Source organism: Psychromonas sp. KJ10-10, from assembly GCF_047323245.1.
In the GTDB taxonomy this organism is placed as follows: Bacteria; Pseudomonadota; Gammaproteobacteria; order Enterobacterales; family Psychromonadaceae; genus Psychromonas.
On record NZ_CP178826.1, the window covers coordinates 1,515,678 to 1,534,377 of the forward strand.

Consider the following 18,700-nt stretch of genomic DNA (forward strand, 5'->3'; position numbering starts at 1 on the left):
CCGTTATCAATCAAGATACATTTATTAGTCGCTAGTGAGGATACCAAGACAAGAGCAATTGGCCTGGTTCGATAGGCGTATCTTTATGCTTGAAATGCATCCTGTACCCAGATTGGGCTATCATCAGTTTCATTTAAAGCAATAGCATCAAAGCGACAATAAGGCTCAGTCGTTAACTGTGTTAAATAATGAGTCGCCGTTTTAATTAATTTACGTTGTTTAGTTTGTGTAATAGAGGCTAAGGCGCCTCCAAAGTCTCCATTTTTTCTATAACGAACTTCTATAAATACTAATGTGTCTTTATCCTGCATAATCAAGTCTACTTCGCCAAATCGACAATAATAGTTTTGATGAAGCAGTGTTAAGCCTTGGCTAAGTAAATACGCCAAGGCTTTTTTCTCTGCAATAACGCCTGTTGAATTACTCGGCTGAAACAGTCGGGGCAACTTCAAAGAGTGTTCCATTTTGGTATTTAGCCCAACTCAATTTTGCATTGATATTATTATCAGCATTCAGAGAAAGTTCTCCAACAAGGCCTTTATACACTGCATTTTCAGTATTTTTCAAGTGGATTAATTGCTCAATGATTTGATAGCTATCAAATCCTAGCGCAAATATTCGTAGCGTTGAAAAGGCTTGTTTACCCCAGGCTTGTTCAACCTCTTTACTTAATTCATTATATTCATTTAATAGAAATGGGTTATCAGAAAAAACTAATTTTGATAGCTCTTTATTTTGCATGTTATAACGGTCTTCACTATGGCTACGTGAACTTGCATAGAGTGGCATATCCGGTGCGAATGGACTAACAGATACATCGATAAAAGGCTTGATTAGAATAAGTTCATCACGTCTGCTGACGATATATATTGCATCGATATCTCGTCGACTTCTGACTTCTGTTTCTATCGGTAAGCCAACAATTGATCGCATTTGACTGATACGTTGTTTACTTTGACCCGTTTGTAATACGTTCTCCATAAAGTCTGCTAATTTGTTTGTTGATTGAAAATAGTGAGACTCTACTTGAACATTACTGCCCGGAGTTAACGACGCCCACTGTTCTTTAAAGGCATTAGCAACACGCGTTCCGTAATTTGATTGTGGTGCAATGATAAGTGGATGTTTATATTTATCAGCATGAATTTTGATGGTCGCTTGTTTAGCTTCATCTTCAGGTGATAGCGTAAAAGAATAATGCCAAGCAAGTGCTTTTACCTCACCGTTTGCATCCACTGGTTGTGCTGTTTCTGTAAATTGATTAAGCGCCAATACTGGTAAGGTGCCAAGTAAAGGTAATAAATCTTCAATTTCTTGTTTCATTAATGGACCAATAACAAAATCGATATTGGCATTGTTTATTTGTATTGCTAGTTGCTCTGCCGAGCTTTCTTGAGTATTAAAAAGTGCAGAGTAGGCGGTTGCATATCGCCATTTTTTAATGACTTTTGTTGTAGGTAATAAGCATTTAATAAACCTAATTGAATTGCTTTACCTTGTTTTTCAAAACGACCTGTCAACGGTAATAACACAGCAATATTATCAGGTTGATAAGGGCTAGAGGCAGAAATATTCGTTAATACTAAAGGCATGTTTTCGAGCGCATCATGATTTGGGTAAGTATTTTTCCACTCATCTAATGCGCGATTTAATCTGTTCGGGCGTAACTTATGTTGTTGATAAAGAAGTGCCAGTGAATACCAACCCGCTTTAAATTTAGCGTCGATTTGATAGTCATCTTGTTTGCTAATTGTTTCAACAGCTTGTGATGCATTTTCGCTTATTTGGTTTTCAAGGTTTTGCTTCTCAATGCTACTGCCTACTTCCATAGCATCTGTTTCAATATTATCTTCTTCATATTCAAAGCTAGCTAAGGTTTCTTCAGGTAATTGAATTAACTGCGCTAATAATAAGTCATTATACTGTTGTCTTTGTTCATCACTAACAAGATGTGGCACTAATAAAAGTAAGCTTTCAGAGGCTTCAAAAGGTAAATTATTTTCTATATGTAAAGTAGATTGTAGCGTTAAATAATGAACATAGCCGTTATTACTAAGTGCTTGGTAATCAGTAATAATTAAGGAAGCCTGTGCTTCTGGCAATTTCCCCTGCGCGTAATACTTATCTGCAATTAACAGTGCTAATGTCGAAGATTGCGTTAGCGTCAGTTTTTTTGTTTGTAAAGAGTCAATAACAGCGTTAGCAAGCACATATTTCTTTTCTTTAATAAGTGCTTGTATCGCCAGAAATTGCCAGTCTAAATTTTCGTCGCTACCTAACTGGCTATCTTTATTAAGATAAAATGTAGAATCTTTTTCCAACTCACTAAAAAGCGCTGGTGGAATATCCTCTGGTAATATTTTTGTAGAAACACAGGCAGTCATTAAAAGGGTTGCAGTGATCAGTATTAAATAACGGCTTATGCGCTTTGTGAGTAAAACGTTCAAAGTAGAGTCCTTTAATTAATTGCAGAATAGGTCGCAGAATTTCTGTATAGGTATCAATAACTATGTAGTGTAATATTGTGGCTTGCGTTAAACAATCTTATTCATAATTTAATAGGCTAATTATATGTCTCAGCATCACGAATCTTTATCATCTCTCCCTGCAAAACTGTATATCGTTGCCACGCCTATTGGCAATATGAGTGATATTACCTATCGTGCTATCGAAACACTGCAACAAGTAGACTTAATTGTCGCAGAAGATACGCGTCATAGTGGAAAACTATTAAGCCATCATCAAATTAAAAAACCAATGTTTCCGCTACATGATCATAATGAACGCGAGCGTGGCAAAGTGCTGATTGAAAAAATAAAAGCAGGTCAATCTGTGGCGTTAATTTCTGATGCGGGGACTCCGTTGATCAGTGATCCTGGTTATCATCTAGTTAATGAATGTCGTGAAAACGGTGTTGAAATTGTGCCAATTCCTGGAGCCTGTGCAACTATTGTTGCTTTAAGTGCCGCAGGTTTACCAACAGACAGATTCTCATTTGAAGGTTTTTTACCTGCCAAAGAAAAAGGCAAGCAAGATAAACTCAGTGCATTAATCGAAGAAACACGCACTATGGTTTTTTATGAGTCCCCCCGTCGAATTATCGATACCGTACAACAAATTGTGAATGTTTCTGGGCGAAGACAGAAAATTAGTCATTGCTCGTGAACTCACTAAAACCTTTGAATCTTTTTATGCCTTGCCTGCGATAGAAATGCTTGCTTGGTTAAAAGAAGATGAAAACCACTGTCGTGGTGAGTTTGTATTAATGGTTGATGGCGCAACGATTGATACAGATGCTATCTCTCAAGTGGCACTTAATACCTTAACCCTATTAAAAGAACAGTTACCTCTTAAAAAAGTCACGCTTTAACTGCTCAAATACATAATGAAAAGAAAAATGAGCTGTATAAATGGGGCCTAGAAAACTTGTAGGTTTAGTTGTGCATATTTCGGTTTGTTAGAGCTGATGCCTTTTCTTAAAGTTTATAGTAAATGAGTAATTACCTTTATTTTTTAAATGAGTTCTATATACTCCGCACCCGTAGTCGGCTAAATCGTCGCCGCTCTTATGATTTCGGTTTTTAAGAGGGGAGGAAAGTCCGGGCTTCATAGGGTAGGGTGCCAGGTAACGCCTGGGTAGTGCGAGCTAACGACAAGTGCGGCAGAGAGGAGACCGCCAGCTAATTTATTAGTTGGTAAGGGTGAAAGGGTGCGGTAAGAGCGCACCGGCTGATGGGTAATCATCAGTGCAAGGTAAACTCCACCCGAAGCAAGACCAAATAGGCTTCCTAAAGGTATGACCCATACTGGAAGCGGGTAGGTTGCTTGAGTCTGCGAGCGATTGCAGACCTAGACGAATGACGATTCACGACAGAACCCGGCTTATCGGCTGACTACAACTATTTTAGCCCCTGTTTACTAAAGTAAACAGGGGCTTTTTCATTTCTGGCTTATAAAAATCAAGCGATTGCAGAGCGTTAATCAAAATACGCGAATGACGCTAGAGCTCGTTTATCGGCTGACTACATCAATTTTTAGGCGCATTTTTTGGTGGTATGTTATGAACTAGGTGCTGTAAAATGATTTCACTATCATAGCTAATCAATGGTATAGCTCTTTACAGAGCGCTTGTTTATTCGTAAAGATAGGTTAAGTCTATTTTAATAGATGAAAAAAGCAGACAAACACCGACTCGAATCGATGCTTAATCTGCTTCCTTCTAATCAATAACAAGTAGGTGATAAAGTACGCTACATACCATTGAATTTCAACATTCTTATTGTAGTGTATTTTGTCTTTTCTTTTCAACCTTTAAAGGAGACAAGCGAGTGGTGTCTTTATATACAACTATTGTTGCTTACCCTGAACTTTGGATTGTGTGTGGTTTAGTCCTAGTTACTAAGACAAAAAAATTTCCATACATAACTATTTCTAAAAATCACCTCGTTAATCAATGGAGTACCTATGAAGGTACTTCATTTTACTACTAATTAAGTAACTCCTCATATTCAGTATATTCTTTACCTAAAAAGTATAAAGAATGAGAAATTTTTATTTCATATTTGTAAGATAGAAGAGGCCTTAGTGGCTGACAATGTTTTTTCATTTCTAAATTAGTAAAATACATATAATTTGCTCATAACGGCTCAAAGCTCAAACCTTTCTTCTGCGGCAAATAATCTTTCATAAAAAAGCCCCCGTTTATTATTAACAACGAGGGCTTATTCTTGCTAGTTTATAAATTTATTAACCTAAATAATCCTACATCGAAATACCGCGTCCAATTGAGAAAATTGGGCCGGTTGGTTTACCTGTTGGTGAACCGGTTTCTTGTTCTAGGGTTAATTCAAATAACTGATTTTCCGCCAGTGGAGGCAGTTTATTGATATCTAAGTTAAGTGTTTCGCCTTTTTTCACTAACCCTAAAGAGACAGGTGCATCCCAACCATCTGCTTTAGTCCAGAATTGTAGTGCTTTGCCTTCTGGTATTTCTACTGCGCCTAAAGGCACTAACTGCATTTGGTTAGTATGGCTGGTTTGTATAACCCAACCTGGTGCTTTGTTTTCAGGGGCAACTAATACTGCAATATAAGTTGGCTCAGCCATCATAGGTTCAATGCTTTGTATTTTAATACCTAAAGTTACCGCTAATACAAGGCAAGCGACAGAAACTGCACGCCATAATGCCAAGTTTTGCCAAAAGGATAACAATGGATTTGTTTTTTCTGGCGTAACTTGTTTAGGTGCTTTCTCAAGTTCATCGAGACTACGTTCAATACGAGCAGATAAAGGTTGAGGTGCCTCTTCGGTTTCTATTTGGTCAGTTATCGATAAAAAGTGCGCTTGCCATTGATTGACGGCTCTTTGTAATTCGACACTGTCCGATAATCGGCTTTCAAAAGCCTGTCGTTCTTCCGGGCTTAAGGTGCCAAGTACATATTGTCCTGATAAATCATCATCTTTATCGGGAGTGTGCTGTGACCCTTTATTCATTGTAAACACTCCTTTAACGCGCTTAAGCTACGTTTGATCCATGATTTAACGGTACCAAGTGGCTTATTAAGCAATTTGGCAATTTCTTGTTGTGTATAACCATCAACATAAGCGTGTAATACACAAAGTTTAGGTTCGGGTTGTAGGTGACCTAAACAGTTTGTAAGAGAAGCATGTGCAAGTGGATCAGCAGATAATTCAGTTATTTCATCTGGTTTTTCAGCACACTCTGATGCATTGTTATCACAAAGGTCGAGTAAAAAATCGGGTTCTGCTAGCACTTGTCGGTTGCTGTATTTAAGCGCGTTTAAGGCTAAATTTCTTGTTAAGGTATAAATCCAACCTCGTGCTGAGCCTAAGTCTTTATGGTAGGAAGTCGCATTTTTCCATATTTTAATAAAGGCATCATGTACTACGTCCTCTGATAATGCGCGGTTTTTTAAAATTCGCGTTACTACGGTGAGTAGTCTTGGTGCTTCTTGTTCATAAAGTCGCCTAAGGGCGCCTCGATTACCTTCAGCGCATTGTTGTAATACACTTTCATAATCAAATGTTGGTGGCATGCTATTTCCTACTACTAATGAAAAACCCAGTATACGAAACTGGGCTTTTTAAGTCATTAAACTCTTTAGGTTATTCTTTTAGCAAAGAATCTGGCATTTCATAATAAATGAATGCTAGCTAATAGGTTTTGGAAATGGTTATTTCATTTTCCAAAATAAGTATTCACCTGAATAATTAACTACAACGGTATGGCCTATCATATCCATATTACAACCCATTTCAGGTGCGAGCACCGCCTTTTAAATTAATACGTTGTACATAGGTAACATCTTTTAATGCACCAGGGCGAGTTGATTCATTCGCTTTCACCAATTGCATTGGAATACTGCCTTTTGCTGAAGGTGAAACAGCGAGTTGTTTACCGGTAATTGATGAACCATCAAGTGATTCCCAAGTCGCTGGTGGACCAAAATATGAGACTAAATGATTACCTTTGTTGTCACTTAAAATGGCACGAGGTCCTGCAAATGCCCATTTTGCTTTTCCTGCATTTTCACTATTTGCTTTACATTCCCAAGTAATATTACCTTCGGCAGTTGTATACATGGCGACTTTATGACCCGCAGGAACTCGTACTTCACTGGGTAATTTATCTTGAGAAAAAGAACCTGCGTAGGTTTGTGAAGCGACAGCCATTAAGATAGATGCGACTGTGATTTTTAGACCTTTGTTCATAGTTTGATTTTTCATCATTGTTTCCCTATTTAGTGATAGATTTTGAGTTAAAGAACAGTTTTTTCCTACTGTTAATAGGTACTACAATCGAGAGGCATTTTTGGATGCAAAAAAATTAAATTATTTTTAAATTAATTAATTTTAATATTTTTTTGTAGTTAAAAGATGAGTCATTTTCGGGATGAAAAGCCATAGAGGGAATTATAAATTGGCTAGTATTAAGCTTTTTCTACTTCTTAGGTTGTAAATAACCTCGGTTCTGGATAAGCAAAACGATACAGTACCGTTAATTACGCGTATTTCTGCGTTAAATCACCTCCCAATAACCCGTTATTGCTTCGATGATTCGCCTTGGACTACGCAAAACTAACAGCACTGTATGATATGTTTTTTAAGCTATTGAAGTTTAATGTTATTTCGCTTCCATTATCCAGAACTGAGATTAAATAAAACTAAAGGAATAGTAACTGCTAGAGAAAAAATATAGCTAATCAATGCAAGGGGATTGGTATTGTTTATTTATTGAGAAACTAATTATCAGTATAGAAAAAGAGTTTAACTCTTATTTTTCTGATTGTTTTAGTGGAATGCTCTGTTTTTGTAAAATAAAACAATAAAAATAGTTAATACAACTTAAGGAATTTGTATATAATATTTTTGCTGTTCACATCTTGATTTAAAACAAACAAACCCACTTTAATCATTAAACATGTAATAAGGAAATAAACATGCTCAAAATACGAAAATTAATACCTCTATTTTTACTCGCCTTTAGCACAAATATTTTTGCTGAAGAAATGAGCGGTTTTGCACAAACAATTGATGCTATAAGCAAATCTGTTGATAGTTTTTTTAATGACTACACAGGCTGGTTTGTTGGTTTAATCTTTAAAAGTGTTCCTATTGGCGACGCAAGCTTTCCACTTATTGTGGCTTGGTTATTAATCGTCGCCTTTATCTTCACTATTTATTTTGGTTTTGTACAATTTAAACGCATTGGTTTAGCAATTAACATTATTAAAGGAAAATATACTGATCCTAACTCTAAAGAAGAGGGTGAAGTATCACACTTCCAAGCATTAACCACTGCACTTTCAGGCACGGTTGGTCTTGGTAATATTGCCGGGGTTGGTGTCGCACTCGCAATTGGTGGACCGGGTGCTACTTTCTGGATGATCTTATGTGGTCTTCTTGGCATGGCGTCTAAATTTTGTGAATGTACTTTAGGTGTCAAATACAGAACTATCTTACCTTCAGGCGCTGTATCTGGTGGTCCAATGTATTACTTAAGCCAAGGGTTACAAGAGAAAGGCCTTGGTGGTTTAGGTAAGGCATTGGCTATTGGCTTTGCGTTAATGTGTATTTTAGGGTCTTTAGGTGGCGGTAACATGTTCCAGGCTAATCAAGCACATGCAATGTTAACTTATGCGTTTGATGTTCCTAGCGAATACGGAATTATTACTGGTGTTATTTTAGCATCAATGGTGTTTTCGGTTATTGTTGGTGGTATGCCTTCAATTGCATCAGTAACAGAACGCATTGTACCTTGGATGGCTGGGTTATATGTTGGTATGGCACTGATTGTTATTGGCTCTAATCTTGGTCAAGTTGGCGTCGCATTTGGCGCTATCTTTGATGGGGCGTTCACTGGCGCAGGTGTTGTTGGTGGATTCATTGGTGCTTTGATCCAGGGTTTAAAACGAGCAACTTTTTCTAATGAGGCTGGTGTTGGTTCTGCCGCAATTGCTCACTCTGCAGTTAAAACGAAAGAGCCTATCACTGAAGGTTTAGTTTCATTATTAGAACCATTCGTTGATACAGTTGTTATTTGTACCATGACTGCATTAGTTATTACTATCGCGGGTCTAAATATGGCTCCCTATGATGGTAGTGGATTAACAGGTGTTACATTGACTGCAGCATCATTTACTGAAACTGCTGGTATATTTAAATATTTACTTGCAATGGCAGTTATTATGTTTGCATTCTCAACGATGATTTCTTGGTCATACTACGGATTAAAAGCATGGACATATTTATTTGGCGAAGGTAAAGCACCAGAACTTGTTTTCAAAGTTTTGTTTTGTATCTTTGTTGTTATCGGTGCAACAATTCAATTTGGTGCCGTTATTGACTTCTCTGATGCTCGCAATATTTGCCATGTCCATTTTCAACATCATCGGTTTATATTTCTTGATGCCTGTTGTAAAAAAAGAGCTAGTATCCTTTATCGAACGTGTAAAATCTGGTGAGATAAAAGCTTACGATAAAAAGTAATCTGCAAATACTATCCTTGATAGTATAGCTATTTCAAAATGTTGTTCAGCACATGTAATAAAACTCACTTCGGTGAGTTTTTGTGGTATGTAGTGTATGTATTTTATTCAAGGGAAGCATATGAACGAGAATGAAACAGAAACCATCACGATTGATTTAACCCGTACATTACTCAGAAATGGTCCCAAATTTTTGTCTCATAAAGTCATCGTAAATAATGACATTGCTTTCTTACAGCCGACCTTAGTCGCGGTTTTATTCTGTGTTATTTATATTATTGTGGGAGCTTTTTTAATCGGGCTTGCAAGTTACCAGTTCATTATTTTAAATAAATATGACTTTGCTATTTTCCTTGGTGGATTTGGTATTGGGATTACAATTTTGGGCATAACACTGGTTCAACCATTTCTCAGTCGTGCTACCTTTGATAGGCACTCAGGGGTATTTAATAATCATAAAGACCGAGACGTTAAAATTCACAATATTGTCTCTTTGCAAATCAACAACAAAGTTATTCAGAGTAAACACGGAGTAAATTATAGTTGTTATGAATTAAATTTATTAACTGAACATGGACGAAGAATTAATATACTAAATCATAATGACCAACAACAGCTGATACAAGATGCTGAATTATTAGGTTCTTTTTTAGGTGTAGAAGTGCATGATTGTCAAAGAGAAATTATTTTATAAACTAATTGTTGTACTCAGAGCATCGCTATTCTCAGGCAAATAGATAGGTTGAATGATTAAGAGGCTACTATACCCGTTACCAATCAAGGTGCTTTGTTCAGTCGTTAGCTCGGACAGCAAGGCAAGGCGCAACATGATGACCTATCGAGCGATTAACTACGTTAATCCTCTGTCGGTAGATGTAAAAACAAGTATTTACATCTTAAATGGCTAGCCCTTATCGAATGTTGCAACGCTGAATTGCTTTTCGAGCTAGCGACCCACAGGGCAAGCTGTGAGGCAAGCATCTTCGTTGTTAGAAAGTATTGATTGAACCAGTTAGATCTTCAACTTTCCGCCTAGAATCTACTCACCTCACAACTTGCTGAACTTTGCATTTTGAATGGTAACGGGTATAGGTCAATTCGCCTCTTATACATTTTTACAATAACTTTAATTTATCCAACCCAGTAATACCCACCATAAATAATCAAGTGGCATTAATAACACAATCGTTAACAGTGCCAGTGGTAACGTTATTTTAACTAAACTGCCTAATGATTCTTTAGATAATTGCATAGCCAAGATTAATGGGGCAACTTGATAAGGAAAAACTACCGTTGAAAAGCCTATTACCTGTGTCATTAAAACTGCGGGTAATGAAAAACCGGTTACCTGTGCAAAATCAGCCGCCATTGTGGAAAGAACCGTTGGCACTCCTGGAATAGTTGTTACTAAGCCCGTTAATGTGGAAATAAGTGAAAGCGACATAAAACTTGCGAAGGTATTGTCGGGAGATGAGGGCAATAAATGAGTAAAGGCTTCTCCCATCATAGTGCCGACGCCAGAAACATTAACGAGAGCGCCTAATCCAAGTGCCGCAGAAACAAAGACAACTGTGCCAAAATCAATCGAACTGTTGAATTTTTTCGGTTCAATAATGCCCCATTTAGGCAATAGTAGGATGATAGTCGCTGTTAAACCAACCCAAGCAGGGTTAACGCCATGTAGGGTATCGGTTATCCAGAAACCAATAAAGTAATACCTAGAATAACTAATACTTTTTTTGTAAGGCATTATTAGAAGTGTTCTCTTCTTCACCCTCCTCATCTGAAAAACCTTTGTTGGTCGGAATAGTTTCTGGGAATATTTTAAGTACTAAAAAGATAACTAATAGCGATTTAATAAAACCTAAAATAGGAAAGTGTAATAATAGATATTCAAGATAACCAAACTGGATGTTATATAGGGTTTCGCTGGAGCCTGCTAAAATCATATTTGGAATATTCGCAGGTAGTACTGCAAAGCTGGGCATATTACATGAAATAGCTAGTGCAGTTGCGATACCTTTACGCCCATTACTGCCTTGAACAAATCCAATTTTTGACGCTAATGCCATACCCACTGGGATCAATACAACAGCTCTTCCAACGGAAGAGGGCATAACAAAGCCTAATATCATGGCGCTGAATACCAATCCGGCAATTAAACGAGGATAACTAATCGTGAGATGGGGGCGATAATAGAGGCAAGCCTTTTATCTAAACCTGATGATGAAATTGCAGAGCCGATTATAAAGCCTGAGATAATTAACCATACGGCGGTTGACCCAAAACCAGAAAATAATAGGTTCGGCTCGATTAACTGTAAGATAATGGAGAGAGCAAAAAAGATTAATCCGGTTAAGAAAGGAGGCAATAATGAAGCACTCCAACAGGTCAGGGTGATTAGCACCACACCAGCGCTATAAGAAAATGAAACAGGCTGATTTGCTAATGGAAATAGCATTATATATACAGCGAATGCTATAGCCAGGTAAGCAATGAATGATTTGAAACTTAGTTTAATTCCCATATTGATAATTCCTGTGAGATCAAAGAATGTTGTAACTGATATGCTATGATAACCAAACTTTAATGACGCTTTAAGTGGCACTTATGACAAAACATATTCCTAACGCGTCAATGTTGGCGCCCAGTGATGTTGCTTTTATGTTAGATCCTAGTCAGCCAGTACTTTCCCATGGCCGAAGTATGCAGGCAGAGGCAAGCATTGAACCTCATGCACATCCACGTGGACAGTTATTATGGGCACAGCAGGGAGTGTTAAGAGTCAGTGGAGAAAAGGCTGTGTGGGTGGTTCCCTCTACACATGCATTGTGGATCCCAAGTAATATTTCCCATCAAGTAAGCAGTGAAACTAATACTCAAATTAGAAATATTTATATCGATCCTTCCTATATCGTTAGGGAAAATGAAAAAAGCATTGTGATGGTAACAATGAGTGCTTTAATGAAGGAAATTATATTACGCTTAACGGATGATAATCATCGTTTATCTGATGTGCGCAGAAAACGAATTGGCTTAGTAGCGATAGATGAATTAGAGGTATTAGAAGCAACCAATTTATATATTCATTCAGGACAAGATCCTCGCCTGCAACGTTTGGTAAGTTATATTGTACAAAATCCACAACAAACACTTTCCCTTGCAAGTCTATCCACACTCGCAGGAGCTAGCGTGCGTACTATAGAGCGACTTTTTAAAGCAGAAACTGGGATGACCTTTCGTCAATGGCGAAGTCGTTTTAAGTTAATGAATGCGCTAGTTCAATTAACTCAAGGACAAAGTTCTACCGCTGTTGCGCATGAATTAGGGTATAAAAGCGTAAGCGACTTTATTAATGCTTTTAAGACTCAGTTTGGTTGTACACCGCAGGAATATGCTAACCGCCATTAAAATTACTAATATACTTATTAAGTGCAGATGCAGAGCACATTAATGACTTTTTCTAAGGTTTCTATCCTGTTATTAACAAATAACTGTCTATACTTTTGCTGTTAACTAATATTTTAATGGAGTAATAATGCCGAGTTCTGAGAATGTTAAGTTTGTTGCTAGGCAAGCAATTTTAGATCGAAATGAAAACGTGTTTGCCTATGAGTTGCTTTATCGAAACTCAATGAAAAACTATTTTCCTGCCGATGTCAGTGATGACGTTGCCACGGCAAGGTTATTCTTCGATAGCTTATTATTCTTTGGTATTAATAAACTTTCAGATAATAAAAAAGTATTTATAAATTTATCTGCTAACTCTTTCATATATGGGTTACCAGAGTTAATTTCCCCGCGTAATGTGGTATTAGAAATCATTGAAAGAACCGATAAACTCGATCAGGTACAGCGTTGCGTAGAAGCATTAAAAAAATTGAGATATAACTTTGCTTTAGATGATTATGATGGCGATCAGAAATGGGACAATTTACTTCAACAAGTTAAATATATCAAAATTGAAGTTGATAAAGACATTGAACATACGCTTAAAAGAATTGCTCAGTTAAAAGCTAAATACCCTAATAAATACATCATTGTTGAGCGTATCGAAGATGATCAAACTTTCCAGTTAATTCGTGGGGCTGGTGCAGATTTTTTTCAAGGTTATTATTTTACTAAACCCAAATTATTACATTTTAAAAATATTAACCCGTCCAAATTAGCCACTTTAGATTTGCTAAATATCACGCTTCAAAGGCCTATCAACTTTGCGTCGTTAACGCATAAAGTGGAAAAAGATATTGCTTTAGTCTCTAGCTTATTAAGACTTTCTAATTTACGCTGTAAATCATCAAATAAGAAAATAAGTAGTATTTCACAGGCTGTTATTTATCTTGGTGAAGATGTGATTAAACAGTTTGTTACTGTTTTATGCCTTGGTGATTTGGGGGATGATAAACCATCTGAACTGATAAAAATTGGCTTAATTAGGGCAAAATTTATAGAGTTATTATTGCAATCAAACAAAAAGCTCAGTGAGAGTGGCTATTTACTTGGTATTGTATCGATATTAAATGTGTTAATTGATGCTGACTTTGAATCGTTATTTGATGAGTTATCCTTAAGTTTAGAGCTTAAAGATGCATTAACCAATAAATCGAGTGAGCTAGGGCGTTGTCTGGATTTATGTTTTAAAATAGAAAACGCTGATTTCACTGATATTACTGAAGGTAATAAATTTCTTAACCTAGATGAAAATTTCATCATGCATTGTTATTCCAATGCACTCGTTTTTGCTGATGAAATCATAATTTAAATTGTTATTGTCATAAATCGAGTAATGATAAACCTCAGACCAAGCTACGCTTCCATTTTCCACCTAACATACGAATATGGAAGGGTACGCCTTTGATTGTTTCTTCTAATAGCATTAAACCAAATACCCATACTGCACTTAAGTTAAGATAGAGCACAAAAATTGCCGACAAAGGCACGATCACAAGCCATTGGGTATAGGCATGAATTTTAAATACATGCTTTGCATCTCCACCGGCGCGTAACACATTCCCACAGAAAGTATTTGAGGCTCTGATAAAAGGAAGTATCACTAAAATAGGCATGAACTGCCAAAGCGTTGAAACAGTTTCAGTCTGTAATTCTGGATAAATAACTTCAAAAAGATAAAACATGGCTAAATAAGCAAGAGACATGAAAATACTAATAATAAAAGAGGTAACCCAAGCTTTACTTATCACCGTGTCTAACATTCCCCAGGATTTTTTACCCAATAACTGCCCAACAATAATACTGGTTGCCTGTGCCCATGCCGTTGCTAAATGACCTGCTACTTTTATCCAAGGAGCAAGTAGCGTTAAGGCCGCAAATTGATTCACCCCAAGTTTTGCATAAATTAACATGCACAAGCTATTGGCCATGACACCACTGATAAAGGTACCAGCTATAGGAGTTGCGTAGGTTAAATGATGTTTTACATCAGCGACTGTTAACGTTTCAAGAGCAACTGACTTATCAGTGTTTTGTTTATTCTGTTGTCTTGTATAAAAAACGATTAAGAATAGTGTGCGACACATAACAGCGATCGCTGAGCCAAGAGCCGCACCCGTTAATCCCATCTCTGGAAAACCAAATAAACCGTAGATTAATAACGTGCTGATTATAACGTTTATGGGTAATTCAAAAATGTTAGCGTAAAAAGGAATGCGACTATTACCTGTGGCATTAAAATACACTGTGATATTTTGACAAAGGGCGACACCGACAGTTGCCAATGAAAATACTTTTAAATAATCATAGGCTAAGGTGGCCATTGCATCTGTATCTGAAATGATATCAATGAGTGGTTTAGCGACGGTAAAAATTAACACAATACCAAGGCCGGTAATACAGCAGTTAATAAAACGGCCTGAACGAAAACCTTTATTAACGGCAAGTTTATTATCTGCGCCATGCGCCTGCGCAATAATTAATTGAGACCCATTTGAGAAGGCAAATAAAAGTCCTAGAATAAGTCCTGCAATACTAGCGGCAATACCCATGGCGCCGAGTGACTCTTCTCCTAAGGGTGTAACTAGGACTGTATCAATGACTAAAATTAATTGTAGTAAAACTGCATTCATGGCGATTGGCCATGCAAGGGTAAAAATTTGTTGTCTACCGGGTGCTACAGTTGTCATATTTGATTCTCAAAATGTAAAAGGGGTTATTAGCGCTTTAAAGCACGCTTAACAAATTCCTGTGTACGTTCATTCTGTGGGGTTTCAAAAATTTGCTCTGGTGTACCTTGTTCAACGATATAGCCACCTTCCATAAAAATAACCCTGTCGGCGACTTCGCGAGCAAATTGCATTTCATGAGTGACTACAATCATAGTTTGCCTTTCTACTGCGAGTCGCTTCATCACAGCAAGCACTTCTTCAACCCATTCGGGGTCAAGAGCTGAGGTAGGTTCATCAAATAAAATAACTTCGCCATGGGTTGCCATTGCACGTGCTATGCCCACTCGTTGCTGTTGACCACCTGAGAGTTGTGACGGATAAAAGTCTAGTTTATCTGCAAGGCCAACTTTGATTAACACTTCTTTAGCCGTTGCTAGTGCTTCATTAGTCGCCACTTTCCATACTGTGATTAGGCTTTCGGCAACATTTTCTATTGCCGTTTTATTAGCAAATAAAGAATAATTTTGAAATACGAAGCTACTATGTTGACGTAATTTGGTGATTTGTTTTTGGTTATGTTTTTTAGCATCAACACTAATATCACCGATTTCAATTTGTCCTGATGTCGGTGTTTCTAAATAATTTAAACAACGTAACAGGGTTGATTTACCTGTTCCAGATGGACCAATGATAACGATGATCTCGCCTTTATTTACTTCAAAACTGATTTCTTTTAAGACTGATAAATCATCAAAGCTTTTACTGAGGTTGGTCACTTTAATCATGTTAATAAGCCTTATTTAATCGGTTTTCTAAAATATGTTGCAAGCGAGTAAAAATTAAAACAATTCCCCAATAAACAAAAGCAACAGCTAAGAAGCTTTCAAAGAATTTAAAACTAGAAGAAGCCTCCATTTGTGCTTTGGCCATTATTTCAGCTACACCAAGGGTAAAGGCTAAGGAAGTGCTCTTAATCATATCGATAAAATAGTTCATTAAAGAAGGTGTTGCGACACGAGCGACTTTGAGGCAATATGATACGTTTCATGGCTTGTAAACGGGTCATACCAATACTTAAGCAGGCCTCCATTTGTGATTTATCAATGCCTAAAATTGCGAGCACGAATACTTTCTGCCATATAAGCAGAGAAATGCAAAGAAAGGCCAATAATAGAAGCGGTAAATGCATCCATGCCAATAAAAATAGGCATAAATTGTGGCAAGCCATAATACAGAAGAAATAATTGTACTAATAAAGGCGTGCCACGGAAAAATGAAATAAATAATGCCGCAAGATGTTGGATAAAAGGCATTTTAAAAACACGGATTAGCGCCAGTGATAACGACAAAATTAAGGCGAATAAAAATCCCCAAAGTGCCATTTCCATGGTAACACCAAGATATTTAAATAATATTGGCATTAATTCAATGATGTATTGCAGGTCAAACGAGCTTTGCATGAAGAATGCTATCCTAATTTTTGAATGATTTTCTGTGGTAATGATACCACTCTAGAGAAGTTTAAGGTTGTTAAATGTTATTAAATGGCTAAATACTCTGCTTTTTAATGAATAAGCAGAGTATTAATTTTGATGGTTTATTTATTGAGTAATATCGCCATCAAACCATTTCATTGAGATTTCAGCTAGTTTACCGTCAGCTCTCATATCTGCTAAAACCTTGTTTACTTTATCGCGAATAATAAGTTGTGAAGGTTTGTTTAAAAATGGCATTGCATTTTCAATCTTTTCGAAAGGTTGACCTGCTAGTTGTAAAGGCAACCCTGCTTTTTTGATTAATTGTACAGATGATACTTTATCCATTATAAAAGCATCCATACGGCCTAGTGCAACATCTTGTTCTAAACCCGAATCATAAGTAACTATGTTGATTTCATTGTTCGGATCTAGTTTACGTAATACTTCTTCGAAGTTGTCGCCTAAATTAACTGCTACTTTTTTACCTTTAAGGTCTTCAACACTGTTAATGTCGTCACGTCCTTTACGAACCGTAATTTGTACGCCATCAATTACATAAGGTGTTGTAAACGCATATTTTTCTAAACGAGCTTCTGTCATGGTGATTTGATTAGAAATAGTATCAATATGACCTGCTTCTAACATACCAAATAGACCAGAAAAATTGGCTGTTGTGTACTCAACTTTAACATCTAAGCGTGTTGCGATTTCATCCCAAATATCAACTTCAAAACCTTGTAATTTATCTTGTTTTGAAAAAGTGAATGGAAAGTATCGACCAGACATGCCGACTTTGATGGTTTCCTGTGCAAAAGCGGGAACAGTGATTAGGCTTGCTACTGCAACAAAAGCAATCAGTGATTTTTTAAAAAAGTTATTCATGAAATTCCTATTTATTAAATAAAACAGAGCCTCTATTTTTGCTAACATAGAGGCTCTGCTAATGGTTTTTTAAATGCACCTTAAATGTTAAAAGGTATATATCATTTACCTAAATGAGTATAACTGATAGTTAGTTGTGTCTGCATTAGTTTTACAGTTATATATCATAACTTTTTGTTTATTGGTTTTATTTTGTTCAAAAGAAAATATTAAGGGTAATATTTTTCCATTTCTTGAACAATTAACATATTTTACTTAACATCTAAGACACTTGTTTTATATCTGCTTTTATGAAAAAGGAATGTACCAATGAAAGTAATACCTCTATTGTTTTTAAGTAGTTTAACCCTGATTGGGTTAATGGGATGTTCCACTTCGCCGACCGGGAGACAGCAGGTTTTACTTTTTTCTGGGGGAGAAATGTCAACTCTAGGAGCACAATCCTTTGAGCAAATGAAGCGACAGGAAAAAATAAGTCAGGATGTTAAGACTAACCAATATGTACAATGTGTTGCGCAAGCTATTACTAAAACGCTTGGCCCTCAGCCTGATTTTGAACAATGGGAAGTGGTTGTTTTTGATAGTGACCAAGTTAATGCCTTTGCATTACCAGGCGGTAAAATTGGTGTTTATACAGGATTGTTAAAAGTTGCGAATAACCAAGATCAACTCGCTACGGTTATTGGTCATGAAATTATTCACGTAACAGCAAACCATAGTAATGAGCGCTTATCAACTAGTCAGCTAACCAATCTTGGATTAAGCATCACCGATGTTGTGTTACAGGGTAATCAATATAAAAGTATTGCAATGGCTGGATTAGGACTTGGTGCGCAGTATGGGATCATAATGCCCTATGGACGCTCGCAAGAATCAGAAGCAGATATCGTTGGATTATTATTGATGGCGAGAGCTGGGTTTGATCCTAGTGAAAGTGTTACTTTATGGCAAAATATGGCTAAGGCTTCTGGTGAACAGCCACCGGAATTATTATCAACGCATCCTTCTCATGCAACACGTATCGATGATTTAAATGATGCTATTTTAAGGCTTCCTGTTACTAATGTTGAAGCACCTAATTGTAGTCGTTAATCATCAATGTTTATTTTTCTCTGCTCAATAATGATAAAAAAGAGATGTGACAACTAATATGTGATAACAAAAGCATGTTATGATCACTTTTAGCTTTCATTTTTTACGTGTGACTTGT

20 protein-coding genes, 1 other RNA gene and 1 pseudogene are annotated in these 18,700 nt (G+C 36.8%); 7 read left to right on the forward strand and 15 right to left on the reverse strand.

Annotated elements, in window-relative coordinates; all coding sequences use genetic code 11:
- Positions 1 to 83 precede the first annotated feature (83 nt).
- From ACLKMH_RS08680 to ACLKMH_RS08690, 3 genes are read right to left on the reverse strand one after another with little or no spacing between them, the layout of a single operon-like run.
- Positions 84 to 452: a YraN family protein gene (locus ACLKMH_RS08680; protein ID WP_413701637.1), complete on the reverse strand. Its 369-nt coding sequence runs from the start codon at positions 450 to 452 to the stop codon at positions 84 to 86.
- A complete protein-coding gene (locus ACLKMH_RS08685) occupies positions 421 to 1,482 on the reverse strand; it encodes a penicillin-binding protein activator (RefSeq protein WP_413702293.1) in 1,062 nt (353 codons plus the stop codon). The genes ACLKMH_RS08680 and ACLKMH_RS08685 overlap by 32 nt, the downstream gene beginning before the upstream one ends.
- Positions 1,371 to 2,447: a penicillin-binding protein activator gene (locus ACLKMH_RS08690; RefSeq protein ID WP_413701638.1), complete on the reverse strand. Its 1,077-nt coding sequence runs from the start codon at positions 2,445 to 2,447 to the stop codon at positions 1,371 to 1,373. Before ACLKMH_RS08690 ends, ACLKMH_RS08685 begins: the two co-directional genes overlap by 112 nt.
- Positions 2,448 to 2,571: 124 nt before the next feature.
- Here ACLKMH_RS08690 and rsmI point away from each other — a divergent pair.
- Both rsmI and rnpB read left to right on the forward strand, forming a co-directional pair.
- Positions 2,572 to 3,432 (forward strand): annotated as a pseudogene (gene rsmI, locus ACLKMH_RS08695) (16S rRNA (cytidine(1402)-2'-O)-methyltransferase).
- Positions 3,433 to 3,541: 109 nt separating this feature from the next.
- Positions 3,542 to 3,901, forward strand: an RNA gene (gene rnpB / locus ACLKMH_RS08700) — RNase P RNA component class A.
- Between the two features lie 860 nt (positions 3,902 to 4,761).
- Here rnpB and ACLKMH_RS08705 read toward each other — a convergent pair.
- The 3 genes from ACLKMH_RS08705 to ACLKMH_RS08715 form a co-directional block, all read right to left on the reverse strand.
- On the reverse strand, positions 4,762 to 5,493 hold the full coding sequence (locus ACLKMH_RS08705; protein WP_413701639.1) for an anti-sigma factor domain-containing protein: 732 nt from the start codon (positions 5,491 to 5,493) through the stop codon (positions 4,762 to 4,764).
- The gene (locus ACLKMH_RS08710) at positions 5,490 to 6,056 is read right to left on the reverse strand and encodes a sigma-70 family RNA polymerase sigma factor (RefSeq protein WP_413701640.1); all 567 of its coding nucleotides are present in this window, start codon (positions 6,054 to 6,056) and stop codon (positions 5,490 to 5,492) included. Before ACLKMH_RS08710 ends, ACLKMH_RS08705 begins: the two co-directional genes overlap by 4 nt.
- 220 nt (positions 6,057 to 6,276) lie before the next feature.
- Positions 6,277 to 6,750: a DUF3455 domain-containing protein gene (locus ACLKMH_RS08715; RefSeq protein ID WP_413701641.1), complete on the reverse strand. Its 474-nt coding sequence runs from the start codon at positions 6,748 to 6,750 to the stop codon at positions 6,277 to 6,279.
- Between the two features lie 710 nt (positions 6,751 to 7,460).
- Here ACLKMH_RS08715 and ACLKMH_RS08720 point away from each other — a divergent pair.
- Together ACLKMH_RS08720 and ACLKMH_RS08725 are read left to right on the forward strand one after the other, a co-directional pair.
- A complete protein-coding gene (locus ACLKMH_RS08720) occupies positions 7,461 to 8,984 on the forward strand; it encodes an alanine/glycine:cation symporter family protein (protein WP_413701642.1) in 1,524 nt (507 codons plus the stop codon).
- A gap of 145 nt (positions 8,985 to 9,129) precedes the next feature.
- Positions 9,130 to 9,702, forward strand: coding sequence for a hypothetical protein (locus tag ACLKMH_RS08725; protein ID WP_413701643.1), 573 nt, complete (start codon positions 9,130 to 9,132; stop codon positions 9,700 to 9,702).
- Positions 9,703 to 10,134: 432 nt separating this feature from the next.
- On the opposite strand, the gene ACLKMH_RS08730 is transcribed toward ACLKMH_RS08725, so the two are convergent.
- From ACLKMH_RS08730 to ACLKMH_RS08740, 3 genes are read right to left on the reverse strand one after another with little or no spacing between them, the layout of a single operon-like run.
- A complete protein-coding gene (locus ACLKMH_RS08730) occupies positions 10,135 to 10,758 on the reverse strand; it encodes an SLC13 family permease (RefSeq protein ID WP_413701644.1) in 624 nt (207 codons plus the stop codon).
- Complete coding sequence (locus tag ACLKMH_RS08735) at positions 10,736 to 11,125, reverse strand: hypothetical protein (RefSeq protein WP_413701645.1); 390 nt, start codon at positions 11,123 to 11,125, stop codon at positions 10,736 to 10,738. The genes ACLKMH_RS08730 and ACLKMH_RS08735 overlap by 23 nt, the downstream gene beginning before the upstream one ends.
- Before the next feature lie 41 nt (positions 11,126 to 11,166).
- Entirely contained in the window at positions 11,167 to 11,469 is a 303-nt protein-coding gene (locus tag ACLKMH_RS08740; protein WP_413701646.1) for an anion permease, read from the reverse strand.
- Between the two features lie 149 nt (positions 11,470 to 11,618).
- Here ACLKMH_RS08740 and ACLKMH_RS08745 point away from each other — a divergent pair, with 149 nt between their 5' ends.
- Positions 11,619 to 12,419, forward strand: coding sequence for a helix-turn-helix domain-containing protein (locus tag ACLKMH_RS08745; RefSeq protein ID WP_413701647.1), 801 nt, complete (start codon positions 11,619 to 11,621; stop codon positions 12,417 to 12,419).
- 127 nt (positions 12,420 to 12,546) lie between these two features.
- Positions 12,547 to 13,770 (forward strand): EAL and HDOD domain-containing protein, encoded by a 1,224-nt coding sequence (locus ACLKMH_RS08750; RefSeq protein ID WP_413701648.1) that lies wholly within the window; start codon positions 12,547 to 12,549, stop codon positions 13,768 to 13,770.
- 34 nt (positions 13,771 to 13,804) lie between these two features.
- Here the strand turns inward: ACLKMH_RS08750 and ACLKMH_RS08755 are convergent, their stop codons facing one another.
- The 6 genes from ACLKMH_RS08755 to ACLKMH_RS08780 form a co-directional block, all read right to left on the reverse strand.
- The gene (locus ACLKMH_RS08755) at positions 13,805 to 15,148 is read right to left on the reverse strand and encodes an MATE family efflux transporter (RefSeq protein ID WP_413701649.1); all 1,344 of its coding nucleotides are present in this window, start codon (positions 15,146 to 15,148) and stop codon (positions 13,805 to 13,807) included.
- Between the two features lie 29 nt (positions 15,149 to 15,177).
- Complete coding sequence (locus ACLKMH_RS08760; RefSeq protein WP_413701650.1) at positions 15,178 to 15,915, reverse strand: amino acid ABC transporter ATP-binding protein; 738 nt, start codon at positions 15,913 to 15,915, stop codon at positions 15,178 to 15,180.
- A 1-nt stretch (position 15,916) separates the two neighbouring features.
- Positions 15,917 to 16,126 (reverse strand): hypothetical protein, encoded by a 210-nt coding sequence (locus ACLKMH_RS08765; protein ID WP_413701651.1) that lies wholly within the window; start codon positions 16,124 to 16,126, stop codon positions 15,917 to 15,919.
- Complete coding sequence (locus ACLKMH_RS08770; RefSeq protein ID WP_413701652.1) at positions 16,101 to 16,253, reverse strand: hypothetical protein; 153 nt, start codon at positions 16,251 to 16,253, stop codon at positions 16,101 to 16,103. The genes ACLKMH_RS08765 and ACLKMH_RS08770 overlap by 26 nt, the downstream gene beginning before the upstream one ends.
- Complete coding sequence (locus tag ACLKMH_RS08775) at positions 16,231 to 16,590, reverse strand: ABC transporter permease subunit (RefSeq protein ID WP_413701653.1); 360 nt, start codon at positions 16,588 to 16,590, stop codon at positions 16,231 to 16,233. The genes ACLKMH_RS08770 and ACLKMH_RS08775 overlap by 23 nt, the downstream gene beginning before the upstream one ends.
- Positions 16,591 to 16,731: 141 nt before the next feature.
- The gene (locus tag ACLKMH_RS08780; RefSeq protein ID WP_413701654.1) at positions 16,732 to 17,490 is read right to left on the reverse strand and encodes an amino acid ABC transporter substrate-binding protein; all 759 of its coding nucleotides are present in this window, start codon (positions 17,488 to 17,490) and stop codon (positions 16,732 to 16,734) included.
- 309 nt (positions 17,491 to 17,799) lie between these two features.
- Here ACLKMH_RS08780 and ACLKMH_RS08785 point away from each other — a divergent pair, with 309 nt between their 5' ends.
- Entirely contained in the window at positions 17,800 to 18,582 is a 783-nt protein-coding gene (locus tag ACLKMH_RS08785) for a M48 family metallopeptidase (RefSeq protein ID WP_413701655.1), read from the forward strand.
- Positions 18,583 to 18,700: the final 118 nt, after the last annotated feature.